Origin of the sequence: Sphingomonas sp. Leaf343, from assembly GCF_001423765.1 — a bacterium.
GTDB lineage: Bacteria > Pseudomonadota > Alphaproteobacteria > Sphingomonadales > Sphingomonadaceae > Sphingomonas.
The window spans coordinates 251,498-273,784 of the sequence record NZ_LMPG01000010.1; the positions used below are offsets into that span (position 1 = coordinate 251,498).

A 22,287-nucleotide genomic window follows, 5' to 3' on the forward strand; every position below is an offset into this window, starting at 1 on the left:
GTTACCGCGCCAAATTCACATCAATCGCGCGATCCGACGGCCGCAGCCGGGCGTCGTAGATCACCGCTTCCTCCAGCATATCCAGCGTCATCACCGCGCTGATCCGAAAGCGGACGCCGGCCGACGTCGGCGCGCCATCCACCTCCACCTCCACCCGCCGCAGACGCGGCTCGTGGGTGCGGATGCCCTGCGCGATCATCCGCCGCAGCCGCTCGCGGACCGCGGGGCTGCTGAAATCCTCGGTGCTGAGATCGGCGAGGCCGAAGCCCAGCACCGTTTCGGCCAGTCCCGGCCGGGACCCCAGCCACTTCTGGTAGGGCCGCTTGCCGTTCAGCAATCCCTCCAGATCGCGACGCATTCCCAGCTTCAGCCGACGGAAGGCGGCATCGTCGTCCTCCTGCTCCTCGACCGCCATGTCGGGCGCATCGTCGATCAACCGGTCGAACAGCGACAGGACCGGGCGTGCGGCATCCGTCACGCGCCGACCTCCCGCCCGATCTGGGTCGTCAGCCGGAATTCGGATGCGATCTGATCGAGCTGGTAATGCGGCCGGATCGCGATTTCGCAGGCGAACGTCCCCGGCTTGCCGACGACTTCGCTGACCACGACCTTCGCCTGGCGCAGCGGATAGCGCACCCGCATCTCCGGACTGGCATCGTCGTTGCCGGTGACATAGGTCGCCAGCCAGTTCTGGAGCAGCGCCTGGCATTCCCGGGCATCGGCATATTTGCCGACCCAGTCGCGCGCGATCACCTTCACGTAGTGCGCGAAACGACAGACGCACAGGATGTAGTTCAGCATCGCGCTCATCTTGGCGTTCATCCGCGCCGCCTCGCTGTCGAAATCGGGGGGGCGGTGGATCGTCGGGAGGTTGAGGAACGCGACCGAGCCGGTCAGGTGCAACTGGCGCAGGCAGATGAAGCCCGCACTGTTCAACGCGACCTCCTGCTCTTCGGAAATCGCATTTTCCGTCGCGAAGCGCGCGACCGTTCCGGACAGGTCCGGACGCAGCATCAGCCGGGTCGGCCCATCGACCACCCCGCCCTCGTCCGCGAAAATCGCGCCCCGCACGTCCGCGGGCCAGCGGTGCAGCCGCATCGCCCGCGCCGCGACGCGGGCAAGCGCAAAGCCGCCGCCGATCCACAACAGGTCGGCCGGCCCCGCGACGCTCTCGTCATAGACGAAACCCAGCCGGGGCATCGACCGCCCGCGATAGGGCTGGCGCATCAACAGCCGGGGAACGACCGCACCGATGAACCGGCAGTCGCTTTCGCCGCGCAGCCGCTCGTACCGGGCCAGTTCGGGTCCCGTCAGGCTGCCGCCCAGATCCTGCCGCAGGTCGATATCGTCATAGCCGTCGAGGCCGATCATCCGCGGATCGACACCCAGCACGATCGGGCAGAACGATGCCGCCGCGACCTCCGCCAGGCTCGATACGGCGGCAAGGTCGTCGACCTTTTCGCGGCCGGAGGGACGGTGCCAGAGGGCGTGGTCGACGACCAGCATCCCGAACGGTTCGCCGCCGGGGGTACCGAATTCGCCGCTGTAGATCTTCTCGAACAGGCTGGTCTGGTCGAACGCCACCGCGCGTTCCATGTCGCGGGCGACCTCGGCCCAGCGCGCGTCGAGGATGCGCAGCCGCAATCCACCGTCGCCGGCCATGCTGTCGGCCAGCCATCGGGTGCCGCGCCACAGCGCCTCGATCTTCTGGAAGGCGGGATGATGCAGGATCGCGTCGAGCTGCTCGCCCAGCAGGCGATCGATCGCGGCCACCGCCGCGGCGATGCGACCGGCCTGCCGCTGCCGCGCGGCGAGGCGGGCGCGCTGCGCCGCCCGCTCCGCATCGGGCGAACGCGGAACCGGCCGATCCTCACCCGGCCCCTCCCCGACGATGACGTCGAGGAGGGATTCCGAGTGCGAACCGGCCAGTTCCATCGCTTCGTCCGGGTCCGGCTGGATCAGCCGGCCTTGCCCGGAATGCGCGCGACGAGGCGCATCGACGTCGACAGCTCCTCGAACTGCAGCCACGGACGCAGATGCGCGACCGCGGTGTAGCTGCCGGGCGCGCCGGGAACTTCCTTCACCTCGACCTTGGCCTCACGCAGCGGATACTTCGCCCGCGATTCCTGGCCGGCACCTTCGGACGCGTTGACATACTGGCTGATCCAGCGGTTCAGCCACTGTTGCGTGTCGCTCGCCTCCATGAAGGAACCGATCTTGTCGCGCGCCATCACCTTCAGATAATGGGCGAAACGGCTGGTCGCCATGATGTACGGCAGCCGGGCCGAGATGGCCGCGTTCGCGGTTGCCTCCGGCTTGTCGTACTTCTTGGGCTTCTGCATCGTCTGCGCCCCGAAGAAGACCGAGAAGTCGGTGTTCTTGTAATGGCACAGCGGCAGGAAGCCGAGATCGGACAGCTCCTTCTCGCGACGATCGGTGATGCCGATTTCCGTCGGGCATTTGGCGTCCAGATCGCCGTCGTCCGAGTGGAAGACGTGCGTCGGCAGGTTGGTAACCTTGCCGCCACCCTCGGCGCCGCGGATCGCGGTGCACCAGCCATATTGGGCATGTGCGTCGGTCAGGCGTGCGGCGAGCGCGTAGGACGCGTTCATCCACGCATAATCGTCATGCTGCATCGGCTTGGGATTGCCGTTCGCATCGCGCGGCGCTTCCTCGTAATCGAACGCGTCGACCGCCTTCGTGTCCTTGCCATAGGGCACGCGCGACAGGACCTTCGGCATCGTCAGCGTGACGAAGCGGGCATCCTCGGTGTTCCGGAAGCTGTTCCATTTGATGTAGTCGGCCGTCTCGAACAGCTGCTTCATGTCCATCGGGTTGGCCAGCTCGGTAAAGCTGTCCATGCCGAACACATTCGCATCCGCCGCCGAAATGAACGGGCAGAAGCCCGCCGCCGCGACCGACGAGATGTTGGTCAGCAGCTCGACGTCCGACGAGCTCTTGTTGAAATAGAAATCGCCGATCAGCGTCGAGAAGGGCGCACCGCCGGCCGTGCCGAACTGCTCCTCGTACACCTTCTTGTAGAAGTTGCTCTGGTCGAAATCGGTCGCCTTCTCCAGGTCGGCGGCCAGTTCCTTCTTGGTGACGTTGAGCACCTGGACCTTCAGGCCCTCGCCGATCTCGCTGTTCTTGACGAGATAGTTCAGGCCGCGCCAGCTGCCTTCGAGCGACTTGAACTTCTCGGCGTGCATGATCGCGGCGAGCTGTTCGGAGATCTGCGCATCGATCTTGGCGATCGCGTCGCGCAGCGTCACCGTCATGTTCTTCTGGAACTGGACGGTCCCGCTCATCGCCTCGTTGGCGAGCGTCCGCATCAATTCCTCGACGCGGCTCGGCTCGGTCTGCTTGGTGACGCTGATCGCCTGGTCGAGCAGGCTCAGGCCCGTCTCTTCCTGCGTGATCGTCTGCGCGCCACCCTGTGTCTGGGTATCGGTATCGGCCATCGTCACTTACTCCTTGGGCGCGTCGGACACGCCGAGCTGCTGCTGCAATTCGGCCAGCGAACCATTGTCCTGCAGGATCTTTTCGAGCAGCCCTTCGAGCTGTTCCGAACCATCGGCCTTCGCCATCAGGTCGCGCAGCGCGTTGCGCGTTTCCATCAGCTTGCGCAGCGGCTCGACCTGCTGGACGATCTGCTCCGGCTCGAAATCGTCCATCGAGCGGAACTTCAGGTTGACCTCGAATTCCTTGCCGTTCTTCTCGATGGTGTTGTCCACCTTCAGCTTCACGGCCGGTTCGATCCGGGCCATAACGGTGTCGAACTTGTCCTTCTTCAGGTCGACGAACTTGCGCTCCTTCAGCGCCTTCTTCGCCACGGCCGAGTCGCCGGAGAAGTCGCCGAGCACGCCGACGACGAAGGGCAATTCCTTGACCTCCTGAGCGCCTTCCGTTTCCACGTCATACGTGATGTGCACGCGCGGCTTGCGCACCCGCTTCAGCTTGTCGTGTACCGAATCAGCCATGTCCCACCCTCCAAGGCGCGCTATCGCGCCGATCTACGGTCCGGGACGACATGCCCCGGACATTACGCTCACTCCGGCGCCGGCGGGCGGATGCCCGAGCGCCAGTAAAACAGGTCGCGGCTCGATCCGTCGGGGATCAGTTCCACGAGCAGATCGCCGAAGCTCATCCGCGCGCGCCGGTCGACGTCGCGCAGTGCGGAGCCGATCGGGGACAGCGGTTCGAACTTCTCGAAATAGTCCGCGGCGGCATTCACCGCACGCAGGGCATCCTCGCGCCGGCCGATCTGGCCGATCGAGAACGGTGCGTTCGCCGCGCCGCCACCGGTCGCGACCAGCGCAACGCCGCCGGCATCCGCCGCGACCTCCGGCTCCTCGACGTCGTTGGCGCTGTCGTCGGGCAACAGCCGCAGCAATCCCTCCACCCATTCGCGAATCGATCGCAGTTCGTCGCTGACCCGCGACGCCGCCGGGAACCGCGGCTTGGTACGTTCGGAGATGAAGCCGACCGCGCGCCGCCACGCCGCCTCCGACGAGGACAGATGCACGACCGCGACGCGGAGCGGCTTGCCGCCGACCCGGCGCGCGATCGCCTCCGACGCCGCCATCGCCTCCTCCGCCTGCGCCTGGAGCGAGGCACGCTGTTCCGGCTTCACCGTCTGCGCGGAGGCGAGCATCCCCTCCGCGACCACGCGATCCATGTAGCGGAGCGAATCCTCGCCGCTGCCGGCCAGCACGAGGTTGCGCAGCGGCGCGATCAGCGTGCCGTCCTTGTCGCTGCCACCACCGGACAGTCCCGAGATCGGCTGGAACCGGGCCTCGACGCCGTCCTCCTCGTCCTCCGGCGGGTAGAGCCCCTGTTCCCACCATTGCTCGACCAGCTCGGCCATGACCACGACCGCCTTGTCGAAGCCGGCAAGACCATCGCGCCGGGCGCAGGACTCGGCAAGAATTGCCATGATCTCAAGGTCTTTGCCGTGAACGGTCAGATAGTCGAGCGCGGTTTCGGCGATCTGGTCCCAGCCCCAGTTATCGCCGTCGCCGACATCTTCGCCCATCGCCGCCTTTTGTTCGGCGCGGAAGATGGCCTTGCGCTGGAAACGGATCTCCCGAAAGAGATCACCGACTTCGCCCTCATCGGCGCGACCGTCGATACCGGGACCGTCGCCGATCGGCGCAAGAATACCAGCGTCGATGCCGTCGCCGATAATCACTGAATAGTCCCTCCCGCCCCGATGACGACTCGATAGGCCCCCGCCCGCGTCGTTGCACGTATCTTTTTTGCCCCGGCTACAACTTTCTCGCAAGCTTGCTTCGTGCTAGCCGATGCGAATACGGATGGAGGGTATCGCCGATGGGAATGCCGGGGTCGCGCCTGACCGACATGCACGTCTGCCCCGCGACGACGGGTCCCGTTCCGCATGTGGGGGGGCCGATCAGCGGGCCGTGCGCGCCGACCGTGCTGATCGGGAGCCTGCCCGCGGCGATGATGGGCGACCTGTGCGTCTGCGTCGGCCCGCCCGATTCGATCGTCAAGGGCAGCGTCACCGTCCTGACCATGAGCAAGCCCCAGGTCCGACTCGGCGATACGTGCGCGCACGGCGGTGCGGTTATCATGGGCTTTCCGACGGTGCTGGTCGGCGGATGACCGCACCCGCAGAGGCCGCCGCGCTCAGCCATGTCGGCTGCGTCCGGACCGCCAACGAAGACAGCGTGATGACCCACCCCGGCGGCACCTTCTGGGCGGTCGCGGACGGGATGGGCGGACACGCGCGCGGCGACTGGGCCTCGCAGACCGTCGTCGCGCGATTGGGTGCCGTGGCGTTGACCGGCAACCTCGACCACGATTGCGAGGCGGTCGCCGATGCACTCGCCGCCGCCAATGCGGAGGTGGTGGAGGCGGGCCGCGTCGCCGGCCGGACGATCGGCACGACCGTCGCGGCGCTGCTGCTGGCGGAGGGACGCGCCGCCTGCCTCTGGGTCGGTGACAGCCGGGTCTATCGGCTGAGGGGCGGCACGCTGCGCCAGATGACGCGCGACCACAGCCAGGTCGACCAGCTCGTCGCCGCCGGCATCATCCGCCCGGAGGAGGCGGCGGACCATCCGCTCGCCAATGTCGTGACGCGCGCGATCGGCGGCGAGCCGGACCTCGCGCTCGATGTCGTCGAGGATGCCCTGTCGCCGGGCGACGTCTTCCTCGTCTGTTCCGACGGGCTGAACAAATGCCTGTCGGACGCGGAGATCGCCGGATTGCTGGCGGGCGCGCCGTCATCGGCCTGCGACGCACTGGTCCGCGCCGTCCTGGCACGCGGTGCGCCCGACAATGTCAGCGTGGTCGTGGTCCGCCAGCCGGGCTGAGCGGCCTTGCGGGCGCGCTTAGCCGATGCCCATCACGCCAGTTCGTCCCTGATCTGCCCGGCCGACGAGCGGTCGAGCAGTCGCGCCTCCGGCTGCACGACGACGCTGTCCGGCGGCACGTCGCTCAGCAGCCAGACATTGCCGCCGATCGTCGATCGCGCGCCGATCGTCACCCGGCCCAGGATCGTCGCACCGGCATAGATCACCACGTCGTCACCGACGATCGGATGGCGGGCGTAGCGGCTGCCGCCCTCCCCCTTGCGCCGTGCCGCGCCCAGTGCCGAGCGCGCACCGAGCGTGACGTGCTGATAGATCCGCACCCGCGCGCCTACGATCGCGGTTTCGCCCACGACGACGCCCGTGCCGTGATCGACGAAGAACCCTTCGCCGATCGTCGCTCCCGGATGAATGTCGATCCCGGTCCGCTCGTTGCCGATTTCAGAGATCAGCCGCGCGACGATCGGCGCACCCAGCGCATCGAGCTGGTGCGCGATACGGTGGTGCAGGCTGGCGATCGCGCCGGGATAGCTGACGAGGATCTCGTCCACGCTGCGCGCCGCCGGATCGCCCAGAAACGCCGCCTCGACATCGCTGTCGATCAGGCGGCGGATGTCGCCCAGCGTCGCGCCGAACAGCCGCACGATCGTGGCGGGCAGATCCTTCTCGAACGCGCCGCTGGCCTCCGCCTGCCAGTATCCGAGTTCGTTGCCGATCTCCCGTTCCAGCGCGGTGAACGCCGCCAGCAGCTTGGCGACGACGAAACCATCCTCGTCGGCGGGAGTGCCGCGGAACTGGCCGAGGCGTCGCGGATAGAGCGCCGCCGCCAGCAACGCGACGACATCCTCGACCACCGTGCGCGACGGGAAGCTGGCGACGTCGCGCCCCTCCGGCTGGCGCGCGCGCCACGCCTCCCGCGCTGTCCGCAACCCCGCCGCCGCCTCGCCGATCGCCGATCCCGTCATGCCGTTCCTCCTCGATCGCGACGATACCCAAGCCGCCGGGTGTGGATTGGAAACAAAAGCTTCGCAGCGTCCAAGTGATGACAGCGGCCGGACCGATCCCTAATTGGGGAGCGATCCAGGGAGAGCAGAATGGCCACGACCTACGACGCGAAACTCGGCCTCTATATCGGCGGCGAATGGCTCGGCACCGGGGGACGCGACACGCACGACGTCCTCAACCCCGCCACCGGCGCGGGCCATGCGGCACTGCCGCTGGCGACCGCCGACGATCTCGACGCCGCGCTGGAGGCGACGCAGCGCGGCTTCGTGCTGTGGCGTGGCACCGCACCCGAGAAGCGCGCCGCCGTCCTTCAGAAGACCGCGCAACTGATCCGCGAGCGCGCCGACCACCTCGCGCGCATCGCCACGCTGGAACAGGGCAAGATCCTGGCCGAAGCCAAGGGCGAGGCGCTGTTCGCCGCCGCGCTGCTCGATTTCCACGCTGGCGAGGCGTTGCGCATCTATGGCCGCGTACTGCCGCGTCCGGCGGGTACGCGCAGTCTGGTGCTGCACCAGCCGGTCGGCCCGGTCGCGGCGTTCTGCGCGTGGAACTTCCCGATCATGAACGTCGTGCGCAAGATCGCTCCCGCGATCGCGGCGGGCTGTTCGATCATCATCAAGCCCAGCGAGGAGACGGCGGGAAGCGCGGTCGAGGTGCTGCGCTGTTTTCAGGATGCCGGCCTGCCCGGCGATGTCGCGCAGTGCGTGTTCGGCGTGCCAGACATGGTGTCGCGCCAGCTGCTCGCCTCGCCGATCACGCGCAAGCTGAGCTTCACCGGCTCGGTCCCGGTCGGCAAGCACCTGATGAAGCTGGCCGCCGACACGATGATGAAGACGACGATGGAACTCGGCGGCCACGGACCCGTGCTGGTGTTCGACGATTGCGATCTCGACAAGACGCTCGACACGCTGGTGGCCCACAAGTTCAGGAACGCCGGACAGGTCTGCATCGCGCCGACCCGCTTCCACGTGCAGGAGGGCATCTACGACGCCTTCGCCGCCGGCTTCGCGGAGCGCACCCGCGCCTTGAAGATCGGCGACGGACTCGACTCGGGGACGCAGATGGGGCCGATGGCCAATCCGCGCCGTCCGGAGGCGATCGGCGAACTCGTCGAGGATGCCCGGCGTCACGGTGCGAAGCTGCTCGCGGGTGGCGAGCGCGGTGGAGAAGCCGGGGGAGAAGGCGGGTTCTTCTTCCAGCCGACCGTGCTGGCCGACGTGCCGCTCGACGCCCGCGCGATGAACGACGAGCCGTTCGGCCCGATTGCGCTGCTGCGCCCCTTCGCGACGGTCGATGACGCGATCGAGCAGGCCAATCGCCTGCCCTTTGGCCTCGCCGCCTATTGCTTCACCGAGAATGGCCGTCGCCAGAACCTGCTCGGCGACGCGATCGAGGCGGGGATGATCGCGATCAACAATGTCCGCCTGAGCTGGCCGGACAGCCCGTTTGGCGGCGTGAAGGATTCCGGCCACGGGTCGGAGGACGGCCCCGAGGGCGTGATGGCGCATCTCGTGACGAAGACGGTGCACATGATGTGACGGTGCCCGCTCCGCCCCCTTCGGGGGTCGTTGCGACATAGCTCCGTTGCCGGTCACCAAACCGCCGCCCCGGCCTTCGCCGGGGTGGCGGAAGAGGGTTTCGCAACGCCCCCCCGACGGCACGGGGGCGGAAGCGGATCAGCGCGGCTTCTTCGATCCTGCCAGCGCCGCAAATTCCGTCGCGTCGTGCGCGCAGAACATCCGCACCTGCCCGGCATGCTCCACCGACAGCGCCCGCACTCGCGCCTGATTGGCGATGCGCGCGGCCGCGTCGACCTGCATCAGCCGCTGGTACCCGCACAGGCCGGGCGGGCAGGACCGCACCTCCGCTCCGACCTCGCCGTGATGGAAATAGGCGTCGGCGGCATAGAACAGCCAGCGTCCGTCCTCTTCCTGCACGGCGACGCCGGCATGACCCCACGTATGCCCGGCCAACGGCACCAGCAGGATTTCGGGCGGCAGTCCCTCCAGGTCGCGAACCGCATCGAACCCGAGCCACCGTTCGCCGCCACCCGGCGGATAGAGCGACCAGTGTTCGGCCTCGTCCCATTGCTGCGGCCGATAGCGTTTGCGCGATACGAACGCGCCACCCTTGCGCTGGTCCGCAACCTCCTTCTCGCGTGCGGTGACGTGGATGCGGGCGTTCGGGAAATCCTCGATGCCGCCCGCATGGTCGAAATCGAGATGGCTGACGACGATGTGCCGCACGTCGAGCGGATCAAAACCGAGCGCCTTCACCTGTGCCATCGCCGTCTCTTCTCGTCGTAGCTGCGGGCGGTTCAGCGTCAGGAAGAAGTCCGACAGGCGGTCATGCGGCCGCGCCACATCCTTCGTCCCGAACCCGGTATCGACCAGCACCAGCCCGGCGTCGCTCTCGATCAAGAGGCAATGGCAGACGAGATGGGCCGCCGCCTCGCCGCTCTGCCCGTCGAACAATCGCCCACCCGGCGGGCAGCAGGTGCCGCAGTTCAGATGATGGATCCTCATGCGCTCCTCCTATGCCAGCCGTTGCCGGGTGCGCGCTGTCAGCTTCGGCTCCCGCCGCGCCCAATACGCCCATGCGATCGTTCCGCCGGCCGCTGCCAGCAACAGGGTCGCCGCCACTCCGGTCGATCGCCTCGTCTCCTCGCTCATCGCCCGTTCTCCCATCGGTCGTTATCCGTCCGTACAACGCCGCGAGCGTCTCCCGGGGAGCGGTGATTGACGCATGTTATTGAGAAACTTGGAGATTGTTCTGGTTCGACAACAAACCGGACGGGATGTGAACCGTTACGTCAGCGGCGCGATCGCCATAACCGATAGCGAGGCTCACGATGTATTATCACGACAAACGGCTCCAATACCCGGTTCAGGTGACGGAGCCCGATCCCGCCTTCGCGCGGATGCTGCAACAGGCGATCGGCGGTGTCGAAGGCGAAATCCGCGTGTGCATGCAGTATTTCTTCCAGGCGTGGGGCAATCGCGCGCCGACCACCAAATATCGCGACATGCTGCTGAACACGGCGACCGAGGAGATCGGCCATATCGAGATGCTGGCGACCGCCGTCGCGCTCAATCTGGAAAAGGCCCCTGCCAAGTTGCAGGAAGAAGGCGTCAAGGACGGCATCGTCGGCGCGGTGATGGGCGGCGAGAACCCGCGGCATAAGATCGAAGGGCTGATCCACAAGAACCTGCTGTCCGGCGGGCTGGCGGCGATGCCGGTGGATTCGGACGGCGTGCCGTTCAACATGAGCCACATCTACGCCAGCGGCAACGTCGCCGCCGACATGTACTGCAACGTCGCGGCGGAAAGCACCGGGCGCGTGCTGGCGGTGCGGCTGTTCAACGCCGCGCATGACGAGGGCATGAAGAAGATGCTCCACTACATGATCGCACGCGACACGATGCACCAGCAGCAATGGCTGGCGGTGATCGAGGAACTCGGCGCCGAGCCGAACAACCTGCCGATCCCCAACAGCTTCCCGCAGGACATGGAGGATCAGCAGAACAATTATAATTTCTACGTAACGTCGCTGGACGGCAGCTTCCCGGAGGGGCGCTGGACGCAGGGTCCGACGCCGGACGGCAAGGGCGAGTTCACGGTGTTCCGCAACGAACCGCTGGGCGAGGAACCGGTTCTCGGGCCGGCACGCCCCGACAGCGGGGCGCAGGCGCAGCAGATCGGCTGACCGACGCCCGGTGTCGTTTCACGACATCGAACGTCGCGATGAACCGGGCTCCCGCATCAGGCGGGAGCCCGGTCTCACCGGGCCCGGTCGGCTTCGATCCGGCCGGCGATGTCCATCGTTTGCGGCGTGATCCAGCCATAATGATAGTTGAGCTGGAACAGCGTGAACAGCACCGTCGCGACCACCGTCACCCACAGCACCACTCGCCCGAGCCGGAATTCGTGCGGTGCGCTTTCGGCCTGGCCGGGGATGTATTCCCCCCCGGCCTCGTGCGTGGTCCGTACGCCGAACGGCAGGACGAGGAACACGCTGAACGCCCAGAACAGGATGTAGATCGCAAGGGCGGACGTCCAGCGCATCAGGTCAGGCCTCGATCACCAGCACGTCGACGATCGGCTTCTTGCCCGTCCAGCGCGTGGCGACGCGGCGCACGGAGAGGCGCACGTCCTCGCGCATCCGGTCCATGCCGCGGCGGTTCCCCCTGGCGGCATCGGCGGCGGCCTCGACCGCGTCGGCGATGAACGCCTCGCGCTCGTCCTCGACCGGCACGCCCTGCAGCTTGACCTGCGGCATGCCAAGCAGGCGACCGCCCTGCCCCACCGCGACCGCGACGGAGATCTGGCCGTGCAGCGCGATGCGGCGACGCTCGTTGATCGTCGACCCGTCCGACGGCAGGATCACGTCGCCGTCCAGCACCAGCCGGCCGACCGTCGCATGCCCGACCTTCTTGGCCGCGCCCGGCCGCAGCCGCACGATATCGCCGTCCGCCTGCACGATCGCCTGCGGCACGCCTTCGGCCATGCCGAAGCGGGCATGTTCCATCATGTGGCGCATCTCGCCGTGGACTGGGATCAGCACCTCGGGCCGGATCCAGTCGTACATCCGCTTCAGCTCGGGCCGGCCGGGATGGCCGGAGACGTGGACGTGCGCCTGACGCTCGGTCACCATCTCCACGCCCTTGGCGGCGAGCTGGTTCTGGATGCGACCGATCGCGACCTCGTTGCCGGGGATCTGCTTGGACGAGAAGATCACGGTGTCGCCAGCGTCCAGCTTGATCGTGTGGTCGTTGTTCGCCACCCGCGCCAGTGCCGCGCGCGGCTCGCCCTGACCGCCGGTCGCGACGATCAGCACCTTGTTGCGTGGCAGCCTCATCGCCGTCTCGGGATCGACCGTCTCCGGGAAATCCTTGAAGTAGCCGCACGCGCGGCCGACCTTCAGGATGCGGTCGAGCGAACGTCCGGTGACGCACAGCTTGCGCCCCGTCTCGCGCGCGACCTCGCCCAGCGTCACCAGCCGCGCGGCGTTCGACGCGAAGGTGGTGACGAGGATGCGCCCGGGCGCCTTGGCGGCGGTTTCCGCGATCCCCTGACGCACGCTCGCTTCCGAACCCGACGCCTCCAGATTGAAGACGTTGGTCGAATCGCACACCAGCACATCGACACCCTTGTCGCCGATCGCGGCGAGCTGCTTCGGGTCGAACGGCGTCCCGATCAACGGCGTCGAGTCCAGCTTCCAGTCGCCGGTGTGGAACACCGTGCCCTCCGGCGTCTCGATCAGCAGCGCCGAGGATTCCGGGATCGAGTGCGACAGCGGCACGAACGTCACGCCGAAGCCGCCGACATCGAAACGCCGGCTCGGCTCCATGATCTTCAGCTTGACGCGGTCGGCGATGCCTTCCTCGTCCAGCTTGCCGCGGATCAGCCCGGCGGTGAACTGCGTCGCATAGAGCGGCACGCCGAGATCCTCGGCCAGATAGGGCAGCGCGCCGATATGGTCCTCATGCCCGTGCGTCAGGACGATGCCGACCAGATCGTCGATCCGGTCCTCGATGAATTGCAGGTCCGGCAGGATCACGTCGATGCCCGGATAGGCCGGGTCCGCGAAGGTGATGCCGCAATCGACCATCAACCATTTGCCGCGACAACCATAAAGGTTGACGTTCATGCCGATCTCGCCGGAGCCGCCGAGCGCACAGAAAAGCAGTTCGTTCTTCGGAGTCATTCAATACTTTCAAATAAGGGAGCGCCGGATGGTCGCCCGGCGCGGGCGTGGTTCAGCGGATATGGGCCTTATCCCACATCATCGCCAGCCCCTGAATGGTCAGGTCGGGTTCGATCGCGTCGAACACGATCGTATGTTGCCTGAAAAGATCGGCCAGACCGCCCGTCGCGATGACCTTGACGGGCCGTCCGACCTCCGCCTTCAGGCGGGCGACCAGCCCCTCGATCATGGCGATATAGCCCCAATAGATGCCGATGTGCATCTGGTCGACGGTATTGCGGCCAACGACGCTGGCGGTCGCCGGCGCCTCGATCGCGATGCGCGGCAACTTGGCGGCGGCGGTGACCAGCGCGTCTAGCGACAGGTTGATGCCGGGCGCGATGATGCCCCCCTTGTACGCGCCGCTATAGTCGCTGACGTCGAACGTCGTCGCGGTGCCGAAGTCGATCACGATCAGGTCGCCCGCGTGCAACGCATGCGCGGCGATCGTGTTGACCGCGCGATCCGCCCCCAGCGATGCGGGTTCGTCGACGTCGATCGCGATGCCCCATTCGACCGGCGCACGACCGGCGATCAGCGCCTCCGTCCTGAAATACTTAGAGCTGAGCACCTGGAGGTTGTGGAGCGCGCGCGGCACGACGGTGGCGACGATCACCCCCTCCACGATGCTGCGGTCATATCCCTCCAGCGCCAGCAACTGGCTGAGCCACACGGCATATTCGTCGGCGGTGCGGCGCGGGTCGGTGGCGATGCGCCAGCGGGCACGGACGGTGCCATCCTCGACCAGCGCGAAGACCACGTTCGTGTTGCCGGCATCGATCGCGAGTAGCATGCCCGTCCTTCAGAGCAGGAAAACGTCGGCGGCGTGGATGACACGCCGTTCGCCCGACGCCAAGCGCAGCGTCAGTGCACCGTCGGGGTCGAGGCCGTCGAACAGCCCATCGATCACGATACCGTCCGCCAGCCGGGCGGTGAGTGCGGTGCCGACCGGATGCGCCCGTTCCAGCCACCGCGCGCGCACTGCGGCAATGCCCTCACCCCGCCACAGCCCGACCCAGCGTGCGAACGCCTCCGCCAGCACGTCGAGGAAGGCGGCCGGATCGACACCGACCCCGTGCGCCGCAAGGCTCGTCGTGGCACGATCCGGCAGATCGGGGTGATGCGCGAGGTTGACGCCGATCCCGACGATCACCGCATCGTCCACACGGTCGAGCAGTATCCCGGACAGCTTGGCTCCATCGAGCAGCAGATCATTCGGCCATTTGAGCACCAACTCCCCCTCCCTTCGGGAGAGGGCGGGAGGCGCGGAGCGCCGGACGGGTGAGGGCGAAGCGCCGAGGAAGACCGCAACCGCTTCCTCCAGAGCCACCGCCGCGACGAGCGCCAGCGTCGCCGCCTGAGGATCGCTTCCGCGCAACCGCACCAGCGTCGACGCATAGACGTTGCCCGGAGGCGACACCCACGCGCGACCCTGCCGCCCGCGTCCCGCCGTCTGGCGCTCGGCCCGGAGCCAGAACCCCTCCGCCGCACCCGCCTTCGCCAGCAGGACGAGGTCGGCGTTGGTCGACCCCGTCTCCGCAACCGTCCGGTGCTGCGTCAGAACAGCGCCCGCGCCGCAGCCATCGTCCAGCCACCCAGCAGCGGGATCGCGAAATAGCCGAGCGGCGAGACGAACACCGCCGCCACCGCGATCAGGCCGCCCTGCAACGCCTCGCCCTCGAAGCGCGGGAACGCCGTCACGGGTTCGTCGAAGTACATCGTCTTGACGACGCGCAGGTAATAATAGGCCCCGATCGTCGATGCCGCGATGCCCACCGCTGCCAGCGGGAACAGCCCCGCCGCGACCGCCGCATCGAACACCGCAAACTTGGCATAGAACCCGAAGAGCGGCGGGATGCCGGCGAGCGAGAACATGAACATCGCCATCGCCGCGGCCAGCGCCGGCCGCGTCCGCGACATGCCCGACAGGCTGGCGATCGTCTCGACCGGCTGACCGTCCTCGTCGCGCATCTGCAACACGACGAGGAACGATCCCAGCGTCATCGCGACGTAGATCGTCATGTACGTCATTACGCCAGATACGCCCGCAGGCGTACCCGCGGCGAGGCCGATCAGCGCGAAGCCGACATTGTTGATCGAGGAATAGGCCAGCAGCCGCTTGATGTTGGTCTGCCCGATCGCCGCGACTGCGCCGAGCACGATCGATGCCAGTGCCGCGAAGATCACGATCTGGCGCCACTGGTCCGTCGCCGGCCCCATCGCCTCGATCGCGACGCGCACCGCGAGACCCATCGCCGCGACCTTAGGCGCGGAGGCGAAGAACGCGGTCACCGGCGTCGGCGCACCCTCGTACACGTCGGGCGTCCACATGTGGAACGGCACCGCCGAGATCTTGAACGCGATGCCGGCGAACACGAACACCAGCCCGAACAGCAGGCCCATCGATCGCTGCCCGGCATAGGCCGCGGCGATGCCGTCGAACAGCGTAGTGCCCGAGAAGCCGTAGACGAGACTGATGCCGTACAACAGGATGCCGCTGGCGAGCGCGCCCAGCACGAAATACTTCAGCCCGGCCTCCGCCGAACGCGCATCGCGCCTCATGAAGCTGGCCAGCACGTAGGCGGCAAGGCTCTGCAACTCCAGACCGACATACAGCGTCAGCATGTCCGTCGCCGACACCATCATGCCCATGCCCGCGGCCGAGAGCAGCATCAGCACCGGATATTCCGGCCGCAGATCGTCGCCGCTGGTACGCTGGAAGAAGCCCGGCGCCATCAGGATGGCGATGGCGGTGGCGATGTAGATCAGCACCTTGGAGAAGGCGGCGAACGCGTCGGCGCGGTACAGTCCGTCGAACGCAGACCCGCCGTTGCCGGCCGGACCCGTCAGGGCGATGCCCGCGCCCGCGAGGATCGCGACCGAGGCCCACGACACAAGGCGTGTCGAACCCAGCCCGCCCCACGCGGACACCAGCATCAAAATGATCGCACCGACGCCCAGCACCAGTTCGGGCAAGGTCATCGCGAGGTTGGCGGCGTAGCTCATCAGTGCGCCTCCCCCGGCGTCGTTTCATGCCCGGCGGCCGCAGCCCCGTGCTCGCCGCCATGCTCCGCCGCGGCCTTGGCGGCGGCAGCCGGGTTGCCGGCGGTAGGTTTGGAGTCGCCCGGCGGTGCGGCGCGGTCGACCCGTGCCAGCAGCGTCGCGACGTCGGTCCGCATCGGCGCCATGAAGCTCTCGGGATAGACGCCCATCCACAGCACGACCGCCGCGATCGGTGCCAGCAGCCACAATTCGCGGCTGCTCAGGTCCGGCATCGCCCGCACCTCTTCCGACGGGATCTCGCCATAGGCGACCCGACGATAGAGGTAGAGCATGTACGCCGCACCGAGGATGATGCCCGTCGTGCACAGCAATGCGGTCCAGGTCGACACCTGATAGGTGCCCATCAGCGACAGGAACTCTGCGACGAAGCCGCTGGTGCCCGGCAGACCGATCGACGCCATCGTGAAGAACAGGAACAGGATCGCATAGCGCGGCATGTTGATGCTGAGCCCGCCGTACCGCGAAATCTCTCGCGTATGCAGCCGGTCGTAGATCACGCCGACGCACAGGAACAGCGCGCCGGATACCAGCCCGTGGCTGAGCATCATGATCATCGCACCTTCGATACCTTGCCGGTTGAAGGCGAACAGGCCGATGGTCACGATCGCCATGTGCGCAACCGACGAATAGGCGATCAGCTTCTTCATGTCCGCCTGCACCAGCGCGACGAGCGAGGTGTAGATGACGGCGATGCTCGACAAGGCGAAGATCAGCCATGTCAGCTGGCCCGACGCCTCCGGGAACATTGGCAGGCTGAAGCGCAGGAAGCCGTAGCCACCCAGCTTCAGCAGCACGCCCGCCAGGATTACCGACCCGGCGGTCGGCGCCTGCACGTGCGCGTCGGGCAGCCAGGTGTGCACCGGCCACATCGGCATCTTCACCGCGAACGACGCGAAGAACGCCAGCCACAGCCATGTCTGGACATGCGCGGGGAAGTCGAACGCCTGAAGCCGGGGAATGCTCGACGTGCCCGCAGTCTGCACCATGTACAGCATCGCGATCAGCATCAGCAGCGAGCCGAGCAGCGTGTACAGGAAGAACTTGTACGACGCGTAGATGCGGTTCGCGCCGCCCCAGATGCCGATGATGAGGTACATCGGGATCAGGCCGGCTTCGAAGAACAGGTAGAACAGGAACAGGTCCTGCGCCGCGAACGTGCCGATCATCAGCACCTCGGTCAGCAGGAACGCCGCCATGTATTCCGGCACGCGGTTCGTCACCGACCGCCAGCTCGCGCCGATGCAGATCGGCATCAGGAACACGCTGAGCATGATGAGCAGCAGCGCGAACCCGTCGATGCCGAGGTCCCAGGCGAAGAAGCCGAGGCGTGGCCCCTGTTCGACGAACTGCCACTGGGCGCCGCCGATGTCGAAGCTGGTCCACAGCACGATGCCGAGCGCAAAGTCGATCAACGTCGCGGCCAGCGCCACGACGCGCGCGGTCTGCGCCGGCAGGAACAGGCACGCCACGGCGGCAATCGCCGGAACCGCGAGCATCAGCGACAGGATGGGAAAGCCTTCCATCACCCGATCAACCCGCAATGGCCCAGGTGACCGCGGCGGTCAGCCCGATCAACATGACGAAGGCATAGGAATAGACATACCCCGATTGTAGCCTGGCCGCCCCGCGCGATCCCAGTTGCACCAGCCATGCCGACCCGTTCGGGCCGAACCGGTCGATCGTCTTCTCGTCGCCCCGGTGCCACAACAGGCGACCGATGGCGAAGGCAGGACGGACGAACAGCAAATTGTACAACTCGTCGAAATACCATTTGTGGAGCAGGAAGCGGTAGAGGACGCTGAACTGGTCCGCGACGATCGCCGGGAAGTCCGGCTTGCGGATATACGCATACCAGGCGGTGAACAGCCCGAGCAGCATCGCGATCGACGCTGACAGTTTGATGATCGTCGGCACCTCGTGCATCGCGTGCATCAGATGCTCGCGGAACGCCAGCGCACCCTTCCAGAAGGTTTCGCCCGCCTCCGGCTCGATGAACGCGCCGTGGAACGCGAAGCCCGCGGCGATCGCCCCCAGCGACAATACGCCGAGCGGGATCAGGATCGGGACCGGGCTCTCGTGCGGATGATAGCCGCCGGTGCCGGTCGGCAGATCCTGCTGCGAGGCGCCATGCACCGACGGACGATGACCGCTGTCCTCGGCCTGTGCCGGATTGCCATGCGCCTCGTCGGCGTGATGCGCGTCGTGCGCGTCGGCATGCGCGTGATCGTCGTGATGCCCATGCGCGTCGTGCAATGCGTGCTGGATATGCTCCGACGCGGCCCAGCGCGGCTGACCCCAGAAGGTCAGGAACATCAGCCGCCACGAATAGAAGCTGGTGATCGCTGCGACTAGGACGCCGACGAACCACACGCCCGGATTGCCCGACGCCCAGCCCGCCTCGATGATCGCATCCTTCGAATGGAAGCCCGCGAAGCCGATCTGCGGCAGGCCGAGGATACCCGGAATGCCGACACCGGTGATCGCCAGCGTCCCCATCATCATCGCCCAGAAGGTCAGCGGAATGCTTTTCCGCAAGGCCCCGTAATAGCGCATGTCCTGCTCATGGTGCATCGCGTGGATCACCGAACCGGCGCCCAGGAACAGCAGCGCCTTGAAGAAGGCGTGCGTGAACAGGTGGAACATCGCCGCGCCGTACGCGCCGACCCCGGCCGCGAAGAACATGTAGCCGAGCTGCGAACAGGTCGAATAGGCGATGACACGCTTGATGTCGGTCTGCACCAGTCCGCACGTCGCCGCGAACAGGCAGGTCGCCGCGCCCACGAACGTCACGACGTGAAGCGCCGCCGACGACATCTCGAACATCGGCGACAGGCGGCACACCATGAACACGCCGGCGGTGACCATCGTGGCGGCGTGGATCAGCGCCGACACCGGGGTCGGGCCTTCCATCGCGTCGGGGAGCCAGGTGTGCAGGCCGAGCTGCGCCGACTTGCCCATCGCGCCGACGAACAGCAGCAGGCACAGCACCGTCATCGTATCTACGCGATAGCCGAGGAAGCCGATCGTCGATCCCGCCATGCCCGGGGCCGCGGCGAGGATCGCGGGGATCGACACGGTGCCGAAGACGAGGAACGTGCCGAAGATACCGAGCATGAAGCCGAGATCGCCGACGCGGTTGACCACGAAAGCCTTGATCGCGGCGGCATTCGCCGAGGGCTTGCGGAACCAGAAGCCGATCAGCAGGTACGACGCCAGACCGACGCCCTCCCAGCCGAAGAACATCTGGATCAGGTTGTCCGCCGTCACCAGCATCAGCATCGCGAAGGTGAACAGCGACAGATAGGCGAAGAAGCGCGGCTGGTCCGGGTCCTCCTCCATATAGCCCCAGCTATACAGATGGACGAGCGCGGACACCGACGTGATGACGACCAGCATCACGGCGGTCAGCGCATCGACGCGGAAGCCCCAGGCGACGTCGACGCCGCCCGACACGATCCACGTCAGCACCGGCGTCACCGTCGCGACGTTCGATCCGGCGATGAAGCCCAGAAAGATCGGCCACGACAGCGCGCACGACGCGAACAGCGCGGCCGTGGTCAGCACCTTGGCCGGGAACGCACCTAGCGCCTTGTTCCCAAGACCTGCGATGATCGCCGCGAGCAGCGGCAGGAAGACGATAGCGAGGATCAACCGTTTACCCCTTCATCCGGTTGACGTCGTCGACCGAGATCGTGCCCCGGCCACGGAAATAGATGACGAGGATCGCGAGACCGATCGCCGCCTCGCCCGCCGCCACGGTCAGCACGAACATGGCGAACACCTGTCCGACCAGATCGTGCAGATAGGCGGAGAAGGCGACGAGGTTCAGGTTCACCGCGAGCAGGATCAGCTCGATCGCCATCAGGATGACGATCAGGTTCTTCCGGTTCACGAAGATGCCGAGCACCCCCATCGTGAACAGGATCGCCGACACGACCAGATAATGGACCAGACCGATCACAGCGACACCCCCTGCCCCACGGGCGGCTGCGTGTTGCGCGTAGCGTCCTGCGGCCGGCGGTTCACCTGACGCGCGATGTTCTGCCCGCGCACGCCCGACCGCTCGCGGTGGGTCAGCACGATCGCGCCGATCATCGCGACGAGCAGGACGAAACCGGCCGCCTCGAAGATGAAGACGTAGCGCGAATAGAGCAGGTTACCGATCGCCTGGATATTCGGCACGACCGGATCGATCGGCGCGACCCGGCGTGTCAGGTCCAGCGTCCCGGCGCTCCACGCACCGACCGCGATGATGACCTCCGCCGCCAGCGCGACCGCGACGGCCAGACCGATGCCGGCATAGCGCATCACGCCCGCCCGCAGTTCGGCGAAGTCGATGTCGAGCATCATGACGACGAACAGGAACAGCACCGCGACCGCGCCGACATAGACGATGACGAGCAGCATCGCGATGAACTCGGCGCCGACAAGAATCATCAGCCCGGCGGCGTTGAAGAACGCCAGGATCAGCCACATGACCGAATGCACCGGGTTGCGCGACGAGATCGTCATCGCACCGGACAGGATCACGACGGCGGCGAACAGATAGAAGGCGATGGCCTGGATCACGCGACGGCCCCCTTGCCCGCGCTGTTAAGGATGAAGCGGCGCATTAACGGTACGGCGCATCGGCGGCAAGGTTCGCCGCGATCGCACTTTCCCAGCGGTCGCCATTATCGAGCAGCTTGGCCTTGTCGTAGATCAGCTCCTCGCGCGTCTCGGTCGAGAATTCGTAGTTCGGACCCTCGACGATCGCATCGACGGGGCATGCCTCCTGACAGAGCCCGCAATAGATGCACTTCGTCATGTCGATATCGTAGCGTGTGGTGCGGCGCGAGCCGTCGTCGCGCGGCTCGGCCTCAATCGTGATCGCCTGCGCCGGGCATACCGCCTCGCACAGCTTGCACGCGATGCACCGCTCCTCGCCGTTCGGATAGCGGCGCAGCACATGCTCGCCGCGGAACCGCGGGCTGACCGGGTTGCGCTCGTAGGGGTAGTTGATCGTCGCCTTGGCCTTGAAAAAATACTTCAGGGTCAGGGCGTGCGCCTTGACGAACTCCCACAGCGTGAACGCCTTGATGGTCTGCGCGATAGACATAATCAGATTCCCACCCGCATGAACATCAGCACGCCGGACACGAGGAACACCCAGAACAGCGACAGCGGCAAGAAGATCTTCCAGCCCAGCCGCATCAGCTGATCGTAGCGGTACCGGGGCACCGTCGCCTTGATCCAGCTGAACACGAAGAAGAAGAACAGGATCTTGGCGAACAGCCAGATGATCCCCGGCACCACATAGAGCGGTGCCCAGTCGACCGGCGGCAGCCATCCGCCCCAGAACAAGGTCGCGTTCAGCGCGCACATCAGCAGCACGTTGGCGTATTCGCCCAGCCAGAACAGCGCGAAGCTCATCGACGAATATTCGGTCTGGTAACCGGCGACCAGCTCCGACTCCGCCTCGGTCAGGTCGAATGGCGCGCGCTGCGTCTCGGCCAGCGCGGAAATCAGGAACACCACCGCCATCGGAAACAGCAGCGGATTGAACGCGAAGCCGTTGACCGGGATGATCGGCCACACCGCGCGCTGCGCCAGCACGATCGTCGACAGGTTGAAGCTGCCCGCCCACAACACGACCGAGATCAGGACGAAGCCGATCGCGACCTCGTAGCTGACCATCTGCGCCGCGGCGCGCAGCGCGGAGTAGAAGGGGTATTTGGAGTTCGACGCCCAGCCCGACAGGATGATCCCGTACACGCCCAGCGACGACGCCGCGAGCACGTACAGCAACCCGACATTGATGTCGGCCAGCACCACGCCCGCCTGGAACGGCACCACCGCCCACACGATCAGCGCGACCGTGAAGGTGATGATCGGCGCCAGCAGGAACAGCCCGCGATTGGCCGCGGCGGGGATGATCGTCTCCTGAAGGAAGACCTTCAGGCCGTCCGCGAACGACTGCAGCAGGCCGAACGGCCCGACCACGTTCGGACCGCGCCGCAGCGCCATCGCCGCCCAGATCTTGCGATCGGCGTAAATAATCATCGCCACCGCCAGCATCAGCGGCAACGCGATGACGAGGATGCCGATGATCGTCGCCAGGAACCACGACCATTCGTAGCTCATGCCGACGGTCGTATTGAA

At 66.6% G+C, this 22,287-nt stretch carries 23 protein-coding genes; 4 read left to right on the forward strand and 19 right to left on the reverse strand.

Translation table 11 applies throughout. The features are described from left to right. Position 1 precedes the first annotated feature (1 nt). The 5 genes from tssE to ASG07_RS06455 all read right to left on the reverse strand — a co-directional run bounded on the left by tssE (position 2) and on the right by ASG07_RS06455 (position 5,035). Positions 2 to 478 carry a type VI secretion system baseplate subunit TssE gene (gene tssE / locus ASG07_RS06435; protein WP_055843599.1) on the reverse strand — a complete coding sequence of 159 codons (477 nt, stop codon included), beginning with the start codon at positions 476 to 478 and terminating at the stop codon, positions 2 to 4. Continuing rightward, the gene (gene tssC / locus ASG07_RS06440; protein WP_055843600.1) at positions 475 to 1,935 is read right to left on the reverse strand and encodes a type VI secretion system contractile sheath large subunit; all 1,461 of its coding nucleotides are present in this window, start codon (positions 1,933 to 1,935) and stop codon (positions 475 to 477) included. The genes tssE and tssC (ASG07_RS06440) overlap by 4 nt, the downstream gene beginning before the upstream one ends. 23 nt (positions 1,936 to 1,958) lie before the next feature. Next, the gene (gene tssC, locus ASG07_RS06445) at positions 1,959 to 3,461 is read right to left on the reverse strand and encodes a type VI secretion system contractile sheath large subunit (protein WP_055843995.1); all 1,503 of its coding nucleotides are present in this window, start codon (positions 3,459 to 3,461) and stop codon (positions 1,959 to 1,961) included. A 6-nt stretch (positions 3,462 to 3,467) separates the two neighbouring features. Further along, positions 3,468 to 3,980, reverse strand: coding sequence for a type VI secretion system contractile sheath small subunit (tssB, locus tag ASG07_RS06450; protein WP_055843601.1), 513 nt, complete (start codon positions 3,978 to 3,980; stop codon positions 3,468 to 3,470). A 68-nt stretch (positions 3,981 to 4,048) separates the two neighbouring features. Continuing rightward, positions 4,049 to 5,035, reverse strand: coding sequence for a type VI secretion system protein TssA (locus tag ASG07_RS06455; protein WP_236694588.1), 987 nt, complete (start codon positions 5,033 to 5,035; stop codon positions 4,049 to 4,051). 302 nt (positions 5,036 to 5,337) lie between these two features. On the opposite strand from ASG07_RS06455, the gene ASG07_RS06460 reads away from it, so the two are divergent. Further along, positions 5,338 to 5,625 (forward strand): PAAR domain-containing protein, encoded by a 288-nt coding sequence (locus tag ASG07_RS06460; RefSeq protein ID WP_201780969.1) that lies wholly within the window; start codon positions 5,338 to 5,340, stop codon positions 5,623 to 5,625. Then, positions 5,622 to 6,335 (forward strand): PP2C family protein-serine/threonine phosphatase, encoded by a 714-nt coding sequence (locus ASG07_RS06465; RefSeq protein WP_055843604.1) that lies wholly within the window; start codon positions 5,622 to 5,624, stop codon positions 6,333 to 6,335. Before ASG07_RS06460 ends, ASG07_RS06465 begins: the two co-directional genes overlap by 4 nt. 32 nt (positions 6,336 to 6,367) lie before the next feature. On the opposite strand, the gene epsC is transcribed toward ASG07_RS06465, so the two are convergent. Continuing rightward, a complete protein-coding gene (gene epsC, locus ASG07_RS06470) occupies positions 6,368 to 7,297 on the reverse strand; it encodes a serine O-acetyltransferase EpsC (protein ID WP_055843605.1) in 930 nt (309 codons plus the stop codon). Positions 7,298 to 7,426: 129 nt separating this feature from the next. Here epsC and ASG07_RS06475 point away from each other — a divergent pair, with 129 nt between their 5' ends. After that, positions 7,427 to 8,875, forward strand: a complete 1,449-nt coding sequence (locus ASG07_RS06475; protein ID WP_055843606.1) for an NAD-dependent succinate-semialdehyde dehydrogenase — start codon at positions 7,427 to 7,429, stop codon at positions 8,873 to 8,875. 138 nt (positions 8,876 to 9,013) lie between these two features. On the opposite strand, the gene ASG07_RS06480 is transcribed toward ASG07_RS06475, so the two are convergent. Together ASG07_RS06480 and ASG07_RS17170 are read right to left on the reverse strand one after the other, a co-directional pair. Continuing rightward, entirely contained in the window at positions 9,014 to 9,862 is an 849-nt protein-coding gene (locus ASG07_RS06480) for an MBL fold metallo-hydrolase (protein ID WP_055843607.1), read from the reverse strand. 9 nt (positions 9,863 to 9,871) lie between these two features. Continuing rightward, positions 9,872 to 10,024, reverse strand: a complete 153-nt coding sequence (locus tag ASG07_RS17170; protein WP_168377316.1) for a hypothetical protein — start codon at positions 10,022 to 10,024, stop codon at positions 9,872 to 9,874. A 164-nt stretch (positions 10,025 to 10,188) separates the two neighbouring features. Here ASG07_RS17170 and ASG07_RS06485 point away from each other — a divergent pair, with 164 nt between their 5' ends. Beyond that, complete coding sequence (locus ASG07_RS06485; RefSeq protein WP_055843608.1) at positions 10,189 to 11,043, forward strand: manganese catalase family protein; 855 nt, start codon at positions 10,189 to 10,191, stop codon at positions 11,041 to 11,043. A gap of 74 nt (positions 11,044 to 11,117) precedes the next feature. On the opposite strand, the gene ASG07_RS06490 is transcribed toward ASG07_RS06485, so the two are convergent. The 11 genes from ASG07_RS06490 to nuoH are packed head-to-tail and all read right to left on the reverse strand — an operon-like array spanning position 11,118 to position 22,269. Then, complete coding sequence (locus tag ASG07_RS06490) at positions 11,118 to 11,402, reverse strand: DUF1467 family protein (RefSeq protein ID WP_055843609.1); 285 nt, start codon at positions 11,400 to 11,402, stop codon at positions 11,118 to 11,120. A gap of 4 nt (positions 11,403 to 11,406) precedes the next feature. Next, positions 11,407 to 13,044, reverse strand: a complete 1,638-nt coding sequence (locus ASG07_RS06495) for a ribonuclease J (protein WP_055843610.1) — start codon at positions 13,042 to 13,044, stop codon at positions 11,407 to 11,409. A gap of 52 nt (positions 13,045 to 13,096) precedes the next feature. Then, complete coding sequence (locus ASG07_RS06500; protein ID WP_055843611.1) at positions 13,097 to 13,876, reverse strand: type III pantothenate kinase; 780 nt, start codon at positions 13,874 to 13,876, stop codon at positions 13,097 to 13,099. A gap of 9 nt (positions 13,877 to 13,885) precedes the next feature. After that, positions 13,886 to 14,644, reverse strand: coding sequence for a biotin--[acetyl-CoA-carboxylase] ligase (locus ASG07_RS06505; RefSeq protein WP_055843997.1), 759 nt, complete (start codon positions 14,642 to 14,644; stop codon positions 13,886 to 13,888). After that, positions 14,641 to 16,089 (reverse strand): NADH-quinone oxidoreductase subunit NuoN, encoded by a 1,449-nt coding sequence (gene nuoN, locus ASG07_RS06510; RefSeq protein ID WP_055843612.1) that lies wholly within the window; start codon positions 16,087 to 16,089, stop codon positions 14,641 to 14,643. Before nuoN ends, ASG07_RS06505 begins: the two co-directional genes overlap by 4 nt. Further along, positions 16,089 to 17,669, reverse strand: a complete 1,581-nt coding sequence (locus ASG07_RS06515) for an NADH-quinone oxidoreductase subunit M (RefSeq protein ID WP_055843613.1) — start codon at positions 17,667 to 17,669, stop codon at positions 16,089 to 16,091. The genes nuoN and ASG07_RS06515 overlap by 1 nt, the downstream gene beginning before the upstream one ends. Before the next feature lie 7 nt (positions 17,670 to 17,676). After that, on the reverse strand, positions 17,677 to 19,797 hold the full coding sequence (gene nuoL / locus ASG07_RS06520) for an NADH-quinone oxidoreductase subunit L (RefSeq protein ID WP_055843614.1): 2,121 nt from the start codon (positions 19,795 to 19,797) through the stop codon (positions 17,677 to 17,679). Positions 19,798 to 19,801: 4 nt separating this feature from the next. Beyond that, complete coding sequence (nuoK, locus tag ASG07_RS06525) at positions 19,802 to 20,107, reverse strand: NADH-quinone oxidoreductase subunit NuoK (RefSeq protein WP_055843615.1); 306 nt, start codon at positions 20,105 to 20,107, stop codon at positions 19,802 to 19,804. Beyond that, complete coding sequence (locus ASG07_RS06530; RefSeq protein WP_055843616.1) at positions 20,104 to 20,715, reverse strand: NADH-quinone oxidoreductase subunit J; 612 nt, start codon at positions 20,713 to 20,715, stop codon at positions 20,104 to 20,106. Before ASG07_RS06530 ends, nuoK begins: the two co-directional genes overlap by 4 nt. A gap of 43 nt (positions 20,716 to 20,758) precedes the next feature. Then, complete coding sequence (gene nuoI, locus ASG07_RS06535; protein ID WP_055843617.1) at positions 20,759 to 21,244, reverse strand: NADH-quinone oxidoreductase subunit NuoI; 486 nt, start codon at positions 21,242 to 21,244, stop codon at positions 20,759 to 20,761. 2 nt (positions 21,245 to 21,246) lie between these two features. Continuing rightward, the gene (gene nuoH / locus ASG07_RS06540; RefSeq protein WP_201780977.1) at positions 21,247 to 22,269 is read right to left on the reverse strand and encodes an NADH-quinone oxidoreductase subunit NuoH; all 1,023 of its coding nucleotides are present in this window, start codon (positions 22,267 to 22,269) and stop codon (positions 21,247 to 21,249) included. Positions 22,270 to 22,287: the final 18 nt, after the last annotated feature.